The 18116-nt window shown below is 35.7% G+C and carries 16 protein-coding genes; 14 read left to right on the forward strand and 2 right to left on the reverse strand.

Annotation, left to right across the window (positions count from 1 at the left end):
• The first annotated feature begins 183 nt into the window (after positions 1-183).
• The 5 genes from B9A52_RS05170 to B9A52_RS05190 all read left to right on the forward strand — a co-directional run bounded on the left by B9A52_RS05170 (position 184) and on the right by B9A52_RS05190 (position 6749).
• Complete coding sequence (locus tag B9A52_RS05170; RefSeq protein WP_231955497.1) at positions 184-1389, forward strand: aspartyl protease family protein; 1206 nt, start codon at positions 184-186, stop codon at positions 1387-1389.
• A gap of 326 nt (positions 1390-1715) precedes the next feature.
• Positions 1716-4820: a PAS domain S-box protein gene (locus tag B9A52_RS05175; protein ID WP_231955498.1), complete on the forward strand. Its 3105-nt coding sequence runs from the start codon at positions 1716-1718 to the stop codon at positions 4818-4820.
• A gap of 78 nt (positions 4821-4898) precedes the next feature.
• A complete protein-coding gene (locus tag B9A52_RS05180) occupies positions 4899-5489 on the forward strand; it encodes a LemA family protein (protein WP_084119296.1) in 591 nt (196 codons plus the stop codon).
• 5 nt (positions 5490-5494) lie between these two features.
• Positions 5495-5929 carry a TPM domain-containing protein gene (locus B9A52_RS05185; RefSeq protein ID WP_084119297.1) on the forward strand — a complete coding sequence of 145 codons (435 nt, stop codon included), beginning with the start codon at positions 5495-5497 and terminating at the stop codon, positions 5927-5929.
• On the forward strand, positions 5898-6749 hold the full coding sequence (locus B9A52_RS05190) for a TPM domain-containing protein (protein ID WP_394334881.1): 852 nt from the start codon (positions 5898-5900) through the stop codon (positions 6747-6749). The genes B9A52_RS05185 and B9A52_RS05190 overlap by 32 nt, the downstream gene beginning before the upstream one ends.
• A 3-nt stretch (positions 6750-6752) precedes the next feature.
• On the opposite strand, the gene B9A52_RS05195 is transcribed toward B9A52_RS05190, so the two are convergent.
• Together B9A52_RS05195 and B9A52_RS05200 are read right to left on the reverse strand one after the other, a co-directional pair.
• Positions 6753-7913, reverse strand: coding sequence for a cellulase family glycosylhydrolase (locus B9A52_RS05195; RefSeq protein WP_084119298.1), 1161 nt, complete (start codon positions 7911-7913; stop codon positions 6753-6755).
• 147 nt (positions 7914-8060) lie between these two features.
• Positions 8061-8762 carry a ComF family protein gene (locus tag B9A52_RS05200; RefSeq protein ID WP_084119299.1) on the reverse strand — a complete coding sequence of 234 codons (702 nt, stop codon included), beginning with the start codon at positions 8760-8762 and terminating at the stop codon, positions 8061-8063.
• 75 nt (positions 8763-8837) lie between these two features.
• Between B9A52_RS05200 and B9A52_RS05205 the strand changes: the two genes are divergently transcribed.
• The 9 genes from B9A52_RS05205 to B9A52_RS05245 all read left to right on the forward strand — a co-directional run bounded on the left by B9A52_RS05205 (position 8838) and on the right by B9A52_RS05245 (position 17971).
• On the forward strand, positions 8838-9194 hold the full coding sequence (locus tag B9A52_RS05205; protein ID WP_084119300.1) for a carboxymuconolactone decarboxylase family protein: 357 nt from the start codon (positions 8838-8840) through the stop codon (positions 9192-9194).
• Positions 9187-9549 carry a hypothetical protein gene (locus B9A52_RS05210; protein ID WP_084119301.1) on the forward strand — a complete coding sequence of 121 codons (363 nt, stop codon included), beginning with the start codon at positions 9187-9189 and terminating at the stop codon, positions 9547-9549. The genes B9A52_RS05205 and B9A52_RS05210 overlap by 8 nt, the downstream gene beginning before the upstream one ends.
• A 25-nt stretch (positions 9550-9574) precedes the next feature.
• A complete protein-coding gene (locus B9A52_RS05215; RefSeq protein ID WP_084119302.1) occupies positions 9575-10339 on the forward strand; it encodes an exodeoxyribonuclease III in 765 nt (254 codons plus the stop codon).
• A 30-nt stretch (positions 10340-10369) separates the two neighbouring features.
• Entirely contained in the window at positions 10370-10768 is a 399-nt protein-coding gene (locus B9A52_RS05220; protein ID WP_084119303.1) for an ATP-binding protein, read from the forward strand.
• Complete coding sequence (gene ybeY, locus B9A52_RS05225) at positions 10769-11188, forward strand: rRNA maturation RNase YbeY (RefSeq protein ID WP_084119304.1); 420 nt, start codon at positions 10769-10771, stop codon at positions 11186-11188.
• A gap of 85 nt (positions 11189-11273) precedes the next feature.
• On the forward strand, positions 11274-13139 hold the full coding sequence (gene mnmG, locus B9A52_RS05230) for a tRNA uridine-5-carboxymethylaminomethyl(34) synthesis enzyme MnmG (protein WP_084119305.1): 1866 nt from the start codon (positions 11274-11276) through the stop codon (positions 13137-13139).
• 5 nt (positions 13140-13144) lie between these two features.
• Positions 13145-14038 carry a class I SAM-dependent methyltransferase gene (locus tag B9A52_RS05235; RefSeq protein WP_084123402.1) on the forward strand — a complete coding sequence of 298 codons (894 nt, stop codon included), beginning with the start codon at positions 13145-13147 and terminating at the stop codon, positions 14036-14038.
• A complete protein-coding gene (locus tag B9A52_RS05240; RefSeq protein ID WP_197687270.1) occupies positions 14035-15756 on the forward strand; it encodes an Ig-like domain-containing domain in 1722 nt (573 codons plus the stop codon). Before B9A52_RS05235 ends, B9A52_RS05240 begins: the two co-directional genes overlap by 4 nt.
• Before the next feature lie 457 nt (positions 15757-16213).
• Entirely contained in the window at positions 16214-17971 is a 1758-nt protein-coding gene (locus B9A52_RS05245; RefSeq protein ID WP_084119307.1) for an AMP-dependent synthetase/ligase, read from the forward strand.
• Positions 17972-18116: the final 145 nt, after the last annotated feature.

An 18116-nucleotide genomic window follows, 5' to 3' on the forward strand; every position in this document is an offset into this window, starting at 1 on the left:
TATTTGATCTGAATCCGTATAAAATATATCCTTTGGATTCAATTCAGATGTTTTAATTGAATACTCTAGAACAATTTCACAATAAAAATTATTTATCATTATATTATCATCAAATCCAAAATAGCCACAGGTACAATGCCAGGAAAAGTGTTTTTTTTTATAATTATATTCCTTACCGGATTTATGGAGCTATCGGCCCAGGTTCCCGGATTTTATATGAAAGAAGAAGGCAGGAAAAAAGAATTACCTTTTATTAATTCAAATAATCTGATAATTATTCCCGTATCCATAAACAATGGCCCACCAGTAAATTTTTTGCTGGATACAGGGGTAAAAACCAATATCCTGTTCAGCAAAACCTTTGGAGATTTTTTGAATCTGAATTATACCAGAAAACTCGATTTGGTAGGTGCAGATGGACAGACTGTTTTGACCGCTTCAGTTTCCCCAACCAACGAACTTGATATGGGTGAAGTAAAGGGGGTCTTCCAAACTTTATTGGTATTGGATGAAGATTTTTTAGAACTCGAAAGGGTAATAGGAATTCCTGTTTTTGGCGTGATTGGATATGAGTTTTTCAAATATAATCCTGTAAAAATCAATTACGATGAGGGGATAATTACCTTTTACAAAATGGATGCAATGAAGTGGGGGCCTTTGGGATTCAAAAAAATACCCATCAAAATGGAAAACAGCAAGCCCTATTTACATGCAAAAATCAAACTTAGTTCAGAAAATGAATTAATTGCGAAACTACTGATTGACACCGGTGCCAATCATGGTTTGTTGCTGAACAGAGAAACATCCGATCAAATTGTTCTTCCTGAAAATCACCTTGAAACTGATCTTGGAAGATCCCTTGGAGGCGATTTATACGGTTTTGTGGGCAGGGTCAAGTCATTTAATTTAAATTCTTTCAAATTCAATAACGTCATTACTTCCTTTCCAAATGAAACAGAATTCAGTTATGTAATCAAAGACAGTGGTCGGCAGGGAAGTTTAGGATCGGAGATTTTGGGAAGGATGAACATTATCTATGATTATCAGAGGGAAAGAATATTCGTAAGGCGGAACTTGACTTTTTATGAGCCTTTTGAATTTGATATGAGCGGCATCGTTCCCAGGGTAATCCCTTCCGACGAATTACGTATTTATGTTTCCCAGGTCCGCAAAGACTCTCCTGCCTTTGATGCAGGGGTAAGGGATGGAGATGAATTTGTAAGTATCAATGGCATCCCGTTAGATTTTTGGGAATTGTCCGACCTCATTAAAATTTTCAGGTCAGAAGAAGGGCGGGAAATTAAATTGATCATGAAACGATATTCAGATGAAAAACTGGAAGATTTTGAACTCAATACATTCACATTCAAACTAAAGAGGCAAATTTAACAAGGGTTTCTCAATTCTTGCTTTTCATCAATTTAATTTCTACAATCATATGTTAAGAATCGTATATTTGAATCGATGTAACTAAGATGAATTTTCTAACAACAAGATTTGCTATTATTATTTGTTTGATTTAAATGATGTCTGAAAGCCCAAAAGATTCATTCAAAAATATATTATTTACTGTTAAAAAATATAATAACGGCAAATTCGAACTGTTATATATTTCTTCCGAAATAAGGAATATAATTGATGAAGGAGAAAAATTTTACCGTGAGGCCTTTTTTGAAGAAATACTTCCCACATTGCCCAGACCTTTTTTCCAATATTTGTTTAAGATCCTGGGAAATGGAGATAAAGTGATTTGTCCCTTGGTCTGGAAAAAACAACTCTTCCAGTTTGTACAGCTAGAAGGCTACGTAATTTCTCAGGAAAATTACTCTTATTTGATCAATGTTTTGATTTCTCCCTTACCCCCAAACAAAAACATCAAGGTTTCCTGGCTTTTGGATAAATCAAAAAACGGGGTGTATGTTGGAAAGGGAGAACTTAAAAACCCCGAAAATATTTCGGAATGGGAAAAATATTTCATTGCCAAATTTGATTTTATAGATAAAAATAAGTTTTCAGAATTCATGCATTTGGACAGTGCAGAAATCCTCACTGTCTTTCCTGACCATTTATATTTGACAAAGCAAGTCCTGAATAAAGAAGTCTATTTGATACAGTTGGAATATGGTTCCTCTGCAGATTTCAAAGGCTATCAAAAACCATCGGTAATCGGTAGAATTGCAAATAATAACCGGGTGATTTACTATGAATATGATGTAGATTCGGATCTTTTTAAAGTATCAGGTGGATTCGAAGACATTTTGGGTTATCCGGTTCATTTTTTTGATGATTTTTCGGGAAAGGATTGGATTAACCTGATTCATCCTGAAGACAGGCACTATTTCAATCACGGTTTTGAGCATTATAATAAATTGGTATATAGAATGTTGCACAGCAGTGGACATTATATCTATGTAAAAGATGAAAACAAGAAATTTGAAGAACAGCCAAACCAAAAAAACCTTGTATTTGGAATCATCACAGACATAACTGCCCTTAAAGAAATTGAGAAAGATCTATTGGAACACAAAACCGTCCTTGACGAACTCACAGGAGTAGTACCCGGAATGGTTTATTTGCTTAAAGCATACGCGGATGGTCGTAGAAATTTCATTTTTGTAAGTGAGGGTAGCTATAATCTCCTGGGCCTGGAAGCATCCACAATTATGGAGAATTACCTTACATTAAAGGGTTTAATTCATCCGGATGATATTGAAAATGTTACCACAGCAGACAAAGATGCATTTACGAAAGACCAGAAATTTGAATCCAATTTCCGCATAATTACCCCCTCAGGAGAAACCAAATGGATTTATGGGGCTTCCAATAGGTTGAATAAATATCAAAATGAATCAATTTGGGCAGGCTTTTTTGTAGATGTGACTTACACCAAACAAAAAGAAATAGAGTCCTTTTTTAACCTGAACAAATACAAGACCTTATTTAATGAAAACCCTCTACCAATTTTTCAATACGACAGAGAAGGAGTCATTCAGGATGTAAACAAGAGGTTTATAGAAAAAATTGATGTGATGGACCCTAGCCTTTTGTTAGGTAAAAATCTTTTTGATATAGTCGGTAATCATCCTATTAAAGTCGCCTATGAAGACAGTATAAAAAAAGGTTACGGCTTTTACGAGGGACCATACGTCAGCAACTTCAACAAAAAACTGTTCCATGTCAGGGTTAATGCAAAATCTGTTGATGAAAACGGTCTTTTCCAGGCTATTCTGGAGGATATCAGTGAAGAACAATATGTGTCAAACATTCTTTCTGAGCTTACTGAAAGAACATCAAGATATAGCGGCCAGAAGTTTTTTAATGAACTTACCAGTTTTCTTGCCGGTAAACTTTCTATGTCCTATTGTTTTATTGCAAAAGTGAATGAAAAGGATCATTCTGCTGAAATTTTGTCCATTTATGCGCAAGGAAAAAAGCAGAAAAATTATTCCTATAATTTAAAGAATACTCCTTGTGAAAAATGTTTGGATTCTAATTCACCCTTTATTATCCATAACAGGGCCTTTGAAAAATTTCCTGAAGATAAAACCTTGTTTGATTTGGGTATTTCTACCTATTTAGGGATTCCGATTACTGATATCGAAAAAAACAGATTAGGGATTTTAGTTTTGATGGATGAAAAACCTCATCCTTATAGTACCGGATTATCAGGATTACTGACTGTTCTTTCGGATAGAGTCGGTGCAGAACTCAGCAGATTGAATTTTGAAAACAGATTGATTGCGTCCGAACAACTTTTTAGAAGTATTGCTGAAAATTTCCCCAAAGGGATAATTGCCGTTCTGGATAAAGATTTCAACTATATATATACCGATGGGAAAGGCTATCGCACTCTTGGGATAGATCCCAAAAACCTTATCGGAACGTCCCATATGTCCATGTATGAAAATGAAAACATACATGAAATTGAGGGTTATTTCAAGAAAGTATTGAACGGGGAGGCAGTAGTGTTTGAGGTAGGTGTGGACAAACAATATTACCTCAAAAACGGTGTTCCTTTGGTCAATGATAAAGGTATTATTGACCGGATTTTATTGGTTTCCCAAAATATTACCGAAATCAAAATATCAGAATCGGAAAGGGAACAGTTAATCAGAGATCTAAAATCACAAAATGAGGAACTGCAGCGCTTTGCTTATATCATTTCCCATAACTTAAGAGCACCAATCGTAAACATTTCTTCACTATTGGATCTGTATAACAGCAGCAATCCCTCCGATATAGAAAATTATGAAATAATTGAAAACCTGAAAATATCGACCGATATACTTCACAGTACATTAGAAGATTTGATAGAAGTAGTTTCAATCAAAAAAAACAAACTTCCCAAAATAGAAGAGGTAAGTTTCAAAATGTTGGTCAGAAACATAGAAAAAAGTCTATCCAAACAAATAAAGGAATCCGGAACCATTCTGAGGAATAACTTTACAGCTGCTCCAAATATAAATTATATCTATTCTCATTTAGAAAATTTTCTGATCAATCTGACCACCAATGCCATCAAATACCGGCACGCAGAAAGAGATCCGATCATTGAAATAAAAACTTACAGGAAAAATAATTTTACTGTTATTGAATTTAGGGATAATGGAATCGGTATTGATCTGGAAAGATATAAAGATAGGTTGTTTGGTCTTTACCAAAGGTTTCATTCTCACGTAGAAGGAAAGGGCCTTGGCCTATATCTGGTACGGGAACAAATTCGTGCCCATGATGGCAATCTTAAAATTGAGAGTAAAGTTGGAGAAGGAACAACCATATATATTTATCTGAAAAATCTAAAATCTCCCAGTTCCGAATAAAAGTAAATCGAAACAATTACCATAAAATTATTTATTCTATTCTTTTACCTTTGTCCTAAATTTTAAAATCACAAAAGCATGAAAAAAGCATTAATCCCAATTCTCATAATTGCTGTTGTTGGAATATTCATTTACACAAAAGCAGTCGGTGTGTACAATATGTTTGTGCAAAATGAAGAAACCATCAATGGACAATGGGCAGAAGTAGAAACCCAATACCAAAGAAGAGCTGACCTGATACCTAATTTGGTCAATACCGTCAAAGGATACGCGGATTTTGAACAGGAAACCCTAACGGGCGTGATTGAAGCCCGATCTAAGGCAACATCGATCAATTTGAATGCTGATAACTTGACGCCGGAGAATATTGCACAATTCCAACAGGCCCAGGATCAATTGAGTGGCGCCTTAAGCCGCCTGCTTGTAACTGTGGAAAAGTATCCTGATCTTAAGGCCAACCAAAACTTTTTGGAACTCCAAGCCCAATTGGAGGGTACAGAAAACCGTATTGCAGTAGCAAGAAGAAATTTCAACCAATCGGTACAATCTTATAATGCCAATTTAAGAACATTCCCCAACAACATCTTTGCCGGTTGGTACGGCTTTGAAAGGAAGGGATATTTTGAAGCTGCAGCCGGTTCAGAAAATGCACCGACAGTTCAATTTTAACGTTTATGGCTGAAAAATTATTTTCTCAGGAAGACAGGGATATCATCATTGCTGCTATACAAGCAGCTGAACAAGAAACATCCGGAGAAATTCAGGTGCACATTGAAAACCATTGTTCCGGGGATGTAATGGATCGTGCTGCGGAGGTGTTTGAAACACTCAAAATGCACCAAACAAAGGAAAGGAATGCAGTATTGTTCTATTTGGCGGTCCAAGATCACAGGTTTGCCATTCTGGGGGACTGTGGAATCAATGGAGTGGTTCCAGCTGATTTTTGGGAGAATATCAAAGAAAGGATGCTTGCAGAATTCAAAAAAGGGAGATTCACTGAAGCACTGAGAATTGGTATTGAGATGTGCGGTTTACAGTTAAAAGCCCATTTCCCATTTAATCAAAAAGGTGATATCAATGAACTACCTGATGAAATCTCTTTTGGATAAAAACACAATGGTAAATAAATCACAATTACTTCTTAGCCTCTTATTTATTCAATTACTGGTTATTCCTCTCTTTGGTCAGGGGGATTTTCCGCCTTTGCCCAATCCCCCCAAATTGGTCAATGATTTTTCCAATACCCTTACATCAGAGGAAGTTCTCAAATTAGAACGCAAATTGGTCGCTTATAATGACAGTACTTCTACCCAGGTCACCATTGTCATGATCCGTTCATTGGGTCCTTATGACATCAGTGATTATGCATTTCAATTGGGTGACAAGTGGGGAATCGGCCAAAAAGACCTCGACAATGGCATATTAATCCTTGCTGCTATGGATGATAGAAAAGTATTCATTGCAACGGGATATGGAATGGAAGGAGCGATCCCTGATATTTTGGCCAAAAGAATTGTAGACCAATTAATTGTCCCCAATTTCAGAATGGAATCTTATTACACTGGATTGGACAAAGCTACCGATATGATCTTCAAATTGGCCTCAGGGGAATATAAAGCAGATACAGTAGCTACATCCGGAGAACATGGGGGAGCATTGATTTTCTTTTTGATCATTATCTTTCTATTTGTAATCCTCCCTCTGATAAGAAACAGGAAAGACAACAACAACCATATGGGTGGCAAAGGCGGAGGAATTGATTTATTCACCACCATCATGCTTGCCAATATGCTCAAAGGCGGCAGTAAAGGAAAATTTGGGGACTTTTCCTCTGGTAAAGGTTCTTTTGGCGGATTTGGCGGTGGCGGCGGTTTTGGAGGTTTCGGAGGTGGATCCTTTGGAGGTGGTGGTGCAGGAGGAAGTTGGTAAATTTTAGGCGTACTTCATCAAAAGATTGAGGTACTTTCTATCCAGTTTTTCACCATACCAATTTTCATAATCCACATCTTCCCGTCCAGAATTCAGGATGCCAAAAGTTCCGGAAAATTCCCAGATTCCAAAACCTATTCCATTTTCATGCATAATATCCAACACATCCTCAAACCAGGCCAAAAACACGTCATGGGGAGTTTTATTGAAAGCACCACATTCTCCGCAATGGACCCCAACTCCTTTTCTGAGTAAATCCACCCAAGGCTCATAGTATTTTTCAAGGGTTTGTTTGTTGTGCATGACGCCATTGATTTCTCCAGGCCATGTTGGAGTAGGAAGACTGTCCACATCCTTATAAGACCAAGGGGCTTTAAAGTGTGAAATCAAATGTGGATGATAACCGCGACAACTTTGATGGAGGTCAAGATCAGCCAATTCCGGAACAGCAACGCCACCGCCGCTATTTCCATCAGCTATGACCAATCGTTTCTTTTTTACAGATTTAATGGTTTCCACGGCAGCTTTTGCTACCCTATGATAATCTTCTACGGGAACCGGTCCTCCGGGTGAATGTTGGTCATTTGGATCCGCCCTCATGTAGGGTTCATTGACCAAATCAAAGCTCAATTTCTTGGCAGAAATGCTTTTATACCGCTTTGCCCACATTTCCCAATGTGCACAAAAAGCGTCCAAAGCTTCCTGATCCTTCCATAAATTATACGGTTCGATAAATCCGGCATTGATACAAAAACCCGGAGCCCTATGTAAATTCAAACTGACATGAAGTCCATACTTATGTGCAGTGTCTACCAATTTGTCAATTTCCTGAAGTCTATTTTCATCAAAATTCAACACCTCTTCTCTCAAAATGGGCCTGGACCTATCAAAATCCAAATAAGAAGGATAAGATATGGGTACCCTTACAAAGTCAAATCCCCAATCAGCCATCCACTGAAAATATTTTTCGGGATTTTTCCTTCCTTTATCTGCTTCCGGATTGAAAAAATCAAGTAGATTAAAACCTCTCCATTTGGGAAGTTTATTTTTGATTTTACTATCAGCTGCAGTTAAACTGGAAGTCGCACCAAGGCTCACTGCAGCGGCGATTACTCCGGATTTCTTTAGGAAGTCTCTTCTTTCATTGATTTGTATCTTCTTCATAGGCTTGATAATTAAATACTTAAATAGTGAAAAATTAAAATGATAAAAAATACTGTTTACATCAACGGTAAAAAAATTAAAAAGCGATTTATCGGAGAAAGAATAGACATTTTTAAATTTTGCACAGCTTAATTGTTTCAAATTGATTTAAGCTTTTCCTGCTGCAATAACTGCTAAATCCACTGTTTTGACCATTTGGCGATGAAGGATATTGGCACAGGAAACCAAAGTCGCTCCTGTGGTCATTACATCATCTACCAATAATATGCGCTTTCCGGCTAATTGACTCTCTTTCTTTACCTTAAAAACTTCGGAAACATTTTCAATCCTTTCAATTCTGGACTTACTGGTCTGTGTTTCTGTAAACTGCACTCTTTCCAATGAAATGTTTACAGGTATACCCAAAGATTCAGATAGACCGTTAGCAAACTGTTCACTTTGGTTATAACCTCTTCTTTTTTGTTTTAAGGGGTGCAGTGGAACCGGAGTAATTTCATCCCAATTATTCTGAAGATTAACCGAGTGTAATATTGAGCCGTAAATTCTGCCCAATTCTGCCCCAATTTCCGGTCTGTTTTTATATTTCAGCTGATGCAGCAAACTTTGACTTATACCCTTCTTGGTAAACCTCAAAAAAGACATCACAAGGTTAGGATGCGTCAGTCCCATGATTTTAACCACCAAGTCATTGTTTTGTGGGCGAAGGTGATAATCTGCTATGGGGAGATTTGCAATACATATTTTACATAGCTGATTTTCAAAGTCAAATAGACTCCGTTTACAGAGGCAACAGGTCTTTGGAAAAACCAATGCCAAAAAATCTTCAAAAATGGAGAAACGTAATTCCAAAATAGCTTGTTAAGACTTAATTAGATTAAATACCTGTTATATTTGAAGTTTAAAACATAACCTCCTCAAAATTTAATGAATTTAATAGAAGAATTCAATTCCTATAGAAGCGAAATGAATGAAAGAATCATGGCTTCTGACAACAAAGTGATCAAGCGGTTCTTCAATTTAGATACCAATACCTACACTGAAGGTGCGGTAAATGTAAAGACAAAGGAGATGATTGGACTGGCCTGTTCCATGGTTTTGCGCTGCGATGATTGTATTAAATATCATTTGGGTAAATCCTATGAGGCCGGATTGACAAAAGAGGAGATCTTTGAAGTATTCTCTATTGCAACTGTCATAGGCGGATCCATTGTGATTCCCCACCTGAGGCGAGCTGTGGAATATTGGGAATTATTGGAAAAGGAAAATAAGAAAAATGTTTAAAAAAGACCTTGATCTTGAAAAACGTTGGGGGAAACTCCTTTTAGGAATTTCTGACTTGGTGGGTAAAAAACCCACTGATTTAAACAGTGTTTTATTCCTCATAGGAGTGCAGGAATTAGGTATGGGTAACAGAAATTTTTCCAAAGAACAAAAGCAGGACCTGATGCACATTGCAATCTGTAAGGTTCTTAGTTTAGCGGGATTTTATGAGTTGGATTATATTGATCAGGAAGGTTGGCCACATTGGAAGCTGGTAAAGAAACTTCCTCATTTTGACATTCTGGAGCAGGAAAAATTGCTTAAAATACAGGTGATAGACTATTTTGAACAAGAATTCCAAATAGAAATCAAATAAACAAAAAAGTAAGCATCAAATACCAATGAAAATCGTATCCTACAATGTCAATGGCATCCGGGCAGCATTAAATAAAGGCTTTTTAGATTGGTTGAAGGCAACAGACCCTGATATCATAGGCTTACAGGAAGTAAAGGCTGAATTAAATCAAATCGATAAAGCTATATTTGAGGATATCGGTTATAACATATATTGGTTTCCGGCAGTTAAAAAAGGCTACAGTGGAGTTGCCATATTGAGCAAATTGAAACCCAAACACGTGGAATATGGAATGGGTATATCCAAGTATGACGATGAAGGTAGGATGATACGTACAGACTTTGAAACATTTTCGTTTGTATCAGCTTATTTTCCATCAGGAACCACCGGAGATGTAAGGCAAGATTTCAAATACATCTTTCTCGATGATATATATGGTTATTCTCAGGATTTAAAAGAAAAATTACCTAATTTGATATTGAGTGGAGATTATAATATTTGTCACAAACCAATAGATATTCACAATCCGGTTTCAAACAAAAATTCTTCGGGATTTTTACCAGAAGAAAGGGCATGGATGGATAAGTTTACTGAATCGGGATTTGATGATAGTTTCAGGTTATTCAATAAGAATCCACATCAATATACTTGGTGGAGTTATCGAGCAGGGTCTAGGGGAAAAAATTTGGGTTGGAGGATTGATTACCACATGACTACCGATTCCATGAAAGAAAGAATCAAAAGATCTGTCATATTACCAGAGGCCTATCATTCAGATCATTGTCCGATAATGGTAGAAATAGAAAATTAAAATATATAACGTAATAGCCATAAAAGCTTCATGAAATCTATTAAAATTTCAATTCCATCTCTTATAGATAATATAAAAATTATAGAAAGCTTCATTGATAACGCCAGAGAGAAATATGCTATCAATGAAGACATCTATGGTAATATTATGATTTCTGTGACAGAATGTGTTACTAATGCGATCCTACATGGCAATAATTTAGATGGTAATAAAAAAGTGGATTTGGAATTACACTTAGACGACAATCTTGTTAAATTCATTATTAAAGATGAAGGAGAAGGCTTCGATTATGAAAATTTAATCGATCCAACTGAACCGGAAAACTTGGAAAAAACAGGAGGTAGGGGAATTTTCATTATGAAACATCTTTCTGATGAAGTCAAGTTTGATGATTCCGGAAGAAAAACAACTTTAACCTTCTACATGTAAATGGCTATTTTATTTTTTGAGGAGGACATCAAATTTTCCTTAAATCAAAAAAACAAATACAAAAAGTGGCTTAAAGAAGTTGCTGACAGCGAAAATTACAAAATCAAGGAACTTAATTACATATTTTGTTCAGACGAGTATTTATATCAAATTAACCAGCAGTATTTAAATCACCATACCTATACAGACATCATCACTTTTGATAACTCAGAGGAAGCAAAATTAATTGAAGGTGATGTTTTTATTAGTATAGAGAGAATTAAAGAAAATGCCTTACGAGAAAAAAACTCATTTGAAAAAGAAATGTTAAGGGTAATGAGTCATGGACTTTTACACTTGATGGGTTATAAAGACAAAAACCCAAAAGATAAAATATTGATGAGTCAAAGGGAAGATGAATCCATTTCTCTTTTTGAATAAACCAAAGTTCCACGTGAAACAATTTCTTCAGACAGCTACAAGTCAAGGTAAATAGTTTCACGTGAAACATTAAAAAAATAAAATTATGTTTCCGATATACGATGTGATAGTTGTAGGGGCTGGGCACGCTGGCTGTGAGGCAGCAAATGCAGCTGCAAAGATGGGTTCTAAAGTGCTTTTATGTACTATGAACATGAACACCATTGCGCAGATGTCCTGTAATCCTGCAATGGGCGGAGTTGCGAAAGGACAAATCGTAAGAGAAATTGATGCGCTTGGAGGAATGTCAGGAATCATCTCAGATAAATCAATGATCCAATTTCGCATGCTGAACAGATCAAAGGGCCCTGCAATGTGGTCCCCGAGATCTCAAAATGACAGGATGAGATTTGCGGAAGAATGGAGATTGGCACTAGAAGCAAACCCCAATGTTGATTTTTGGCAGGAAATGATCAGTGGCTTGATCGTTAAAAACAACTGCGTCAAAGGAGTAAGAACTGGAATAGGTCTAGAAATATATAGTAAATCAGTGGTATTGACCAATGGTACGTTTTTAAATGGGTTAATTCACATTGGAGAAAAACAGTTTGGAGGCGGAAGAACAGGAGAAGCAGCTGCAAAAGGAATTACGGAGCAATTGGTTCAACTGGGTTTTGAAGCCGGGCGAATGAAAACAGGAACTCCGCCAAGGGTAGACGGTAGATCATTGGATTATACCAAAATGGAAGTTCAATATGGAGATGAACATCCAGAGAAGTTTTCTTATTCAGATGAAACCCAGCCATTGAAAGAACAGAGAACATGCTGGATTACCTATACCAATAAAGAAGTACATCAAACTCTTGAAACAGGATTTGACCGCTCTCCGATGTTCAATGGCAGAATCCAAGGCTTAGGACCAAGATACTGCCCTTCTATCGAGGATAAAATAAACAGATTTGCTGAAAGAGAAAGACATCAGATCTTTGTTGAGCCCGAAGGTTGGAACACTGTGGAAATATACGTGAACGGATTTTCGACATCGCTTCCTGAAGACGTACAATATGCTGCGCTAAGAAAAATCGAGGGATTTGAAAATGCAAAAATGTTCAGACCAGGATATGCAATAGAATATGATTATTTTCCTCCTACACAATTGAGATTGACACTTGAAACACAATTAATAGAAAACCTCTATTTCGCAGGACAAATCAACGGGACAACAGGTTACGAAGAAGCTGCTTCCCAGGGTTTAGTAGCAGGAATAAATGCTTCCAGGAAAGTCCACGATAAAGAGCCTTTCCTTTTAAAAAGATCAGATGCATATATAGGGGTACTCATTGACGACTTAATCAATAAAGGGACCGAAGAACCATACAGGATGTTTACATCCAGGGCAGAATTCCGGCTATTGCTGAGACAGGATAATGCAGATTTAAGGCTTACCCAAATAGGGCATCAGTTAGGATTAGCAGACGACCAACGTTTGGAAAAAATGTTGGATAAAAAATCCGATACCGCAAAACTGATCAATGACCTAAAGCAAAAAAAATTGTCTCCGGATATCATCAATGAAGGCTTGGAAGAGTTCGATACCGCTACAATAAAAGAAAAAATCTCTATTGAAAAACTTTTGAAAAGACCACATCTAGGTTTATCCAAAATTATTGAACTTGATAAAGATCTAAAAATATACCTGTCCAAATACAACAAAGATGTCTTAGAACAGGCAGAAATACAGATCAAGTACGAAAGCTATATTGAAAAGGAACAACAGATGGTAGAAAAAATAAACAATATGGAAAACTATAAAATTCCTATAGCTTTTGACTACCTGGCTATTCCTGCTTTATCAGCTGAGGGAAAACAGAAATTGAATAAAGTAAAGCCTGAAACATTAGGACAAGCCTCACGGATAAGCGGCGTCTCCCCAGCAGATCTATCAATTCTCACTGTCTACTTAGGAAGATAATGTCAATGGAAAGGTTAACCAAATGCCCACTATGCAAAAGTGGGCTTTTTCTTAATCACTCAGAAGTAAAAGATCATTCCGTAAGCGGTGAAACATTTTTTCTATGTCAATGCAGCAATTGTAAACTTATATTTACCAATCCCAGACCATCAATAGAATTTATAGGTAAGTATTATGAATCGGAGGAATATATTTCCCACCAAAATAAATCGACCAATCTAACAAATAAATTATACAAATTTGTCCGCCAATTAACGATACGAAAAAAGGTAGCACTGATAAATATGCTTCACCCAAACAAAGGAAAACTATTGGACATTGGCTGCGGTACAGGTTATTTTATTGAAGCAGCAGAAATAAGTGAATGGAAGGTAAAAGGTATAGAACCTAACAGTACAGCACGAAAGATAGCACAGAGTAAAAATTTGAAAGTATCAGAATCACTCAAGAATATCAACGATAATAAAAAATTCGACGTAATCACACTTTTTCATGTGTTGGAACATATGCACAATTTAAGAAAATCAACAAAGAAGATTGTTGAACTATTAAATGATAACGGAACATTAATAATCGCTGTACCAAATTTCGTCTCATTCGATTCCAAATATTATGGATCAAATTGGGCAGCATTGGATGTTCCCAGGCATCTATACCATTTCAATAAAATATCCGTTCAAAAATTGGCCGAAGAATTCAATCTACGGATTACTGAAACCAAACCAATGAAATTTGATAGCTTCTACGTTTCAATCTTAAGTGAAAAATATCTAAAACCTAATAACAATAGCATACTACATTTGATAAAAGGTGCCATAAATGGGTTAAAATCAAATATTTGGGCTAAAAACAATGAAAATAATTATTCTAGCTTATTATTCATTTTAAAGAAAAAATGAGATTATACAATTACATAATATTAATTTATATATTTTTAGTAATAATATCTTGTGCTAAACAAAGCACACCTATGGGTGGTCCTAAAGATGAAGACCCCCCAAAACTTGTTGCTATGATTCCGGAATCGGGTTCTTTAAACAGCAAACCTAAAATAATAGAACTTGAGTTTGATGAATATATCAAAGTTGAAAATCCAAATAAACAGATTCTGATAACTCCTAGAATCAATAAGGATGAAATGGAAGTAAGTGCAGTCAAAAACAAGGTTATTATAAAACTCAATCAAGATCTAGAAGACAGTACGACCTATGTATTCAATTTTCAAAAAACCATCAAAGACATAACTGAAAATAATGTACCCGAAAACTTGAAACTGGTTTTTTCCACAGGCTCTCAAATAGATAGTCTTACATTCAGCGGGAATGTCGCTTACGTCTTTCCACAAAAAGATGAATCAATGAAAGATGTGTTGGTAGGATTATATACTTTGGATGATACCCTGGATATATTGACAGGTCCACCATATTATATAGGACAGACCGATTCAACAGGCAATTTTAACTTAACAAATATAAGGTCCGGTGAATATAAAGCATACGCCTGGCATGATTCAAACAATTCTCTTAAGGCAGAAGAGAAATTGGAAAACTATGGATTCCTTGGAGATACTATCCGGATATTTGAAAATATATCACAGGCTCAATTTTACTTATCCAAAGCAGACCTTTCCGAATTTAAAGTAAACCGTGCCTCAACGGCAGGAACCAATTTTGATATAGTTTTAAGTAAATTTCCAGTAGAAATTTCTATAGAAAATGAGGATTTAAACAAGAATTTGTTCTTTAGACAAAATGAAAAAACCATCAGAGTTTATCATAAAACATTAATGAATGATAGTACTGCAATTAAACTAAATATCACCGATTCAGTAGGATACAAAATAGACACTTTAATCTATGCAAAATTTGAAGAAAGTGATAGAAATAAAGAAAAATTCGAACCAAGCATTCTCGCACCAAAGAACTTCTCCAAGAATTTATCATTGGATATACAATTCAATAAACCTCTTTTTGAAATAAATTATGATTCCCTTATTGTAAAATACGATACCGCATCGGTTATTGAAATAAGAAAGGACTGGACCTATTTTAAAGACAGTACAACACGAACACTGCTCACCATAGATATACCCATACCTGATACAATAGCTTCTGAAACATTCACCTTCTTAGCAGCTGATTCAAGCTTTACAGATATCGAAGGACTGTTCAACGAAGCCAAATTAGAATCAAGCTATAAAAGATTAAAAAGCGAAGCCTTGGCAGAGGATATAACTGTCATAATCAATACCGAAGAACTACCGATTATTGTCCAAATTACTGATAAGCAAAATAAAGTTATTGCCGAAAATTATTTAACAGAAACGAACCAAACCATTTTTAAAAATATAGAACCTGGAGTTCACTTTATAAGAGCAATTATAGACAGGAATAAAAATAAGAGATGGGATACCTCAAATCTTAGAAATAATTTACAATCAGAGCCTGTCTATTACTTACTAAATGAAAATGATAACAACTCCAAAGACACAACTATAAGGGCAGGCTGGGCATTGGAAGTAACCATACAACCCAACAATCCAGTAGGAATACAAACAAACTCAATTCAAAAAGACCGAAATGAAAAAATAAATCAAGAAAATAATGTAGATAAGTGACCAAAATAGTGTGTACAAGCTTAAATAACTTGGGTATAAACCGGCACTTATACCGGACAATAAACAAAATACAACACAATTAGAGATAACCGAAATTTAAGTGCCATTTCATCCACACTTATAAACATTTCCATGAACACAAACTTATACTAGGTTATCTATTACAGACTAATCCACATAATCTGATTCCAATTATATAAACTAAACAAAACCAGAGAATTAAGCCAAAATTTAATGTTAAAAGAATGTGAATAGATTATGAATAAAGTCATTCACCACTGTTGATTAATAAAAGACAAAAACTTACCCACAAATCCACACCTTAATAACTTTAATAGTTTTATTTAATTAAATAAAATAATATAAATATAAGTCTGTGAATAAAGCTCAAAAATTGGTCTTTGGATAACTGAGGTCTTTTTCATAATTTGACGTTCTGTCTCTAACCCAAAATAATATGCAGATCAGCAGACTATTTGATTTGATCAATTATCAGATTGCCAACTTTGATAAAGAAGATGCTTTGGCCCAAAAAATTAACGGGCAATGGAAAAAATATTCCTCCAGAGATCTGAAAACAATCGTAGACAATTTAAGTCTTGCATTTTTAAAATCAGGAATTCACCAGGATGATAAAGTAGCAATTATATCCAATAACAGACCTGAATGGAATTTTATTGATTTGGCTTTGCAGCAAATTGGGGCTATCTCAGTTCCCATGTATCCAACCATATCTGCAGATGATTACAATTATATTTTCAATCATGCCGAAGTAAAAAAGGTTTTTGTTGGTGATGAAGAGATACTGGAAAAAGCAAAAGAAGCATCCAAAAATATGGATGTACAGATTTTTTCCTTTGATAAAATTTCCGGCTGTGATTATTGGGAAGATTTTATGCTATCCGGGGAATCCGGCAATATTGCTGAACTTGATTCCATTAAGGAAACAATCAAAACTGATGATCTTTTTACAATAATTTATACCTCAGGTACAACAGGACGACCCAAAGGGGTAATGCTGACCCATGGGAATGTGATCCATAATCTTTTTGCGATTGAAGACCGGATTATTGTTTCAAAGGGGATTGGAAAGGCCCTGAGCTTTCTTCCGCTCTGTCATATTTACGAGAGAACAGGTTCCTTCTGCTTTTTGTACATGGGAATTTCCATCTATTATGCGGAAAACATGGAAACCATTGGAGACAATCTCAAAGAGATTCAACCACATGTATTCAATACTGTACCACGCTTATTGGAAAAGGTATATGATAAAATCGTATCAAAAGGTTATGAACTTACAGGTGTTAAGAAATCATTGTTTTTTTGGGCGCTTAATTTGGGATTGAAATACGAACCAAACAAAGACCAAGGTGCTTGGTACAATTTTCAGTTGAAAATGGCCAATAAAATTATTTTTAGTAAATGGAGAGAGGCATTGGGCGGAAATATCATGCAGATAAATTCCGGAGCTTCTGCACTTCAAGCCAGATTGGCAAGGGTATTCTGGGCAGCTCAAATTCCCGTATGCGAGGGCTATGGTTTGACAGAAACTTCCCCCGTGATTTCAGCCTCAATCTGTAACCACAAAGATATCCGGATCGGTATGGTCGGAAAACTTGTCAAGGATGTAGAGGTTAAAATTGCGGCTGACGGTGAAATTCTGGCTAAAGGTCCAAACATCATGCAGGGTTATTATAAGCAACCGGAGCTGACAGCTGAAGTTCTTGAGCCGGATGGATGGTTCCATACAGGTGATATCGGTGAATTGGATAAGGATAATTATCTCAAGATTACTGATAGGAAAAAAGAGATGTTCAAAACCTCAGGCGGCAAATACATTGCCCCTCAGCCTATGGAGAATAAGTATAAAGAATCTCCTGTAATCGAACAGGTCATTGTAGTCGGAGAAAATAAAAATTATCCGGCAGCTTTGATTGTTCCGAGTCTACAGGGATTGAAAGATTGGTGCAAACACAAAGACATTCCTTACACTTCGGATGAAGAAATGCTCAAAAAACCTGAAATTTTGGACAAATTCCAAAAGGATATAGATGAACTCAACAAGTACTTTGGAAAATGGGAACAGGTCAAAAAATTCAAAGTACTCAATGCCCAATGGGGAGTGGATACCGGGGAATTAACGCCTACTATGAAATTAAAAAGGAAAGTTATTCATCAAAAATTTGCCAAAGAAATTGAAGAGCTTTATAAATAGGACATAAAATTCACAAAATCATATTTTGAATTTTTGAAGTAAAATCTACTATATCCAATTATATAAACTATATTCTGTAAATATTCAGAATATAGTTTTTTTTATGTCATTATTTTATCTGAATAATTTATTATGCATGCATAAC

The organism is Aquiflexum balticum DSM 16537 (assembly GCF_900176595.1).
GTDB classification, from domain to species: Bacteria; Bacteroidota; Bacteroidia; order Cytophagales; family Cyclobacteriaceae; genus Aquiflexum; species Aquiflexum balticum.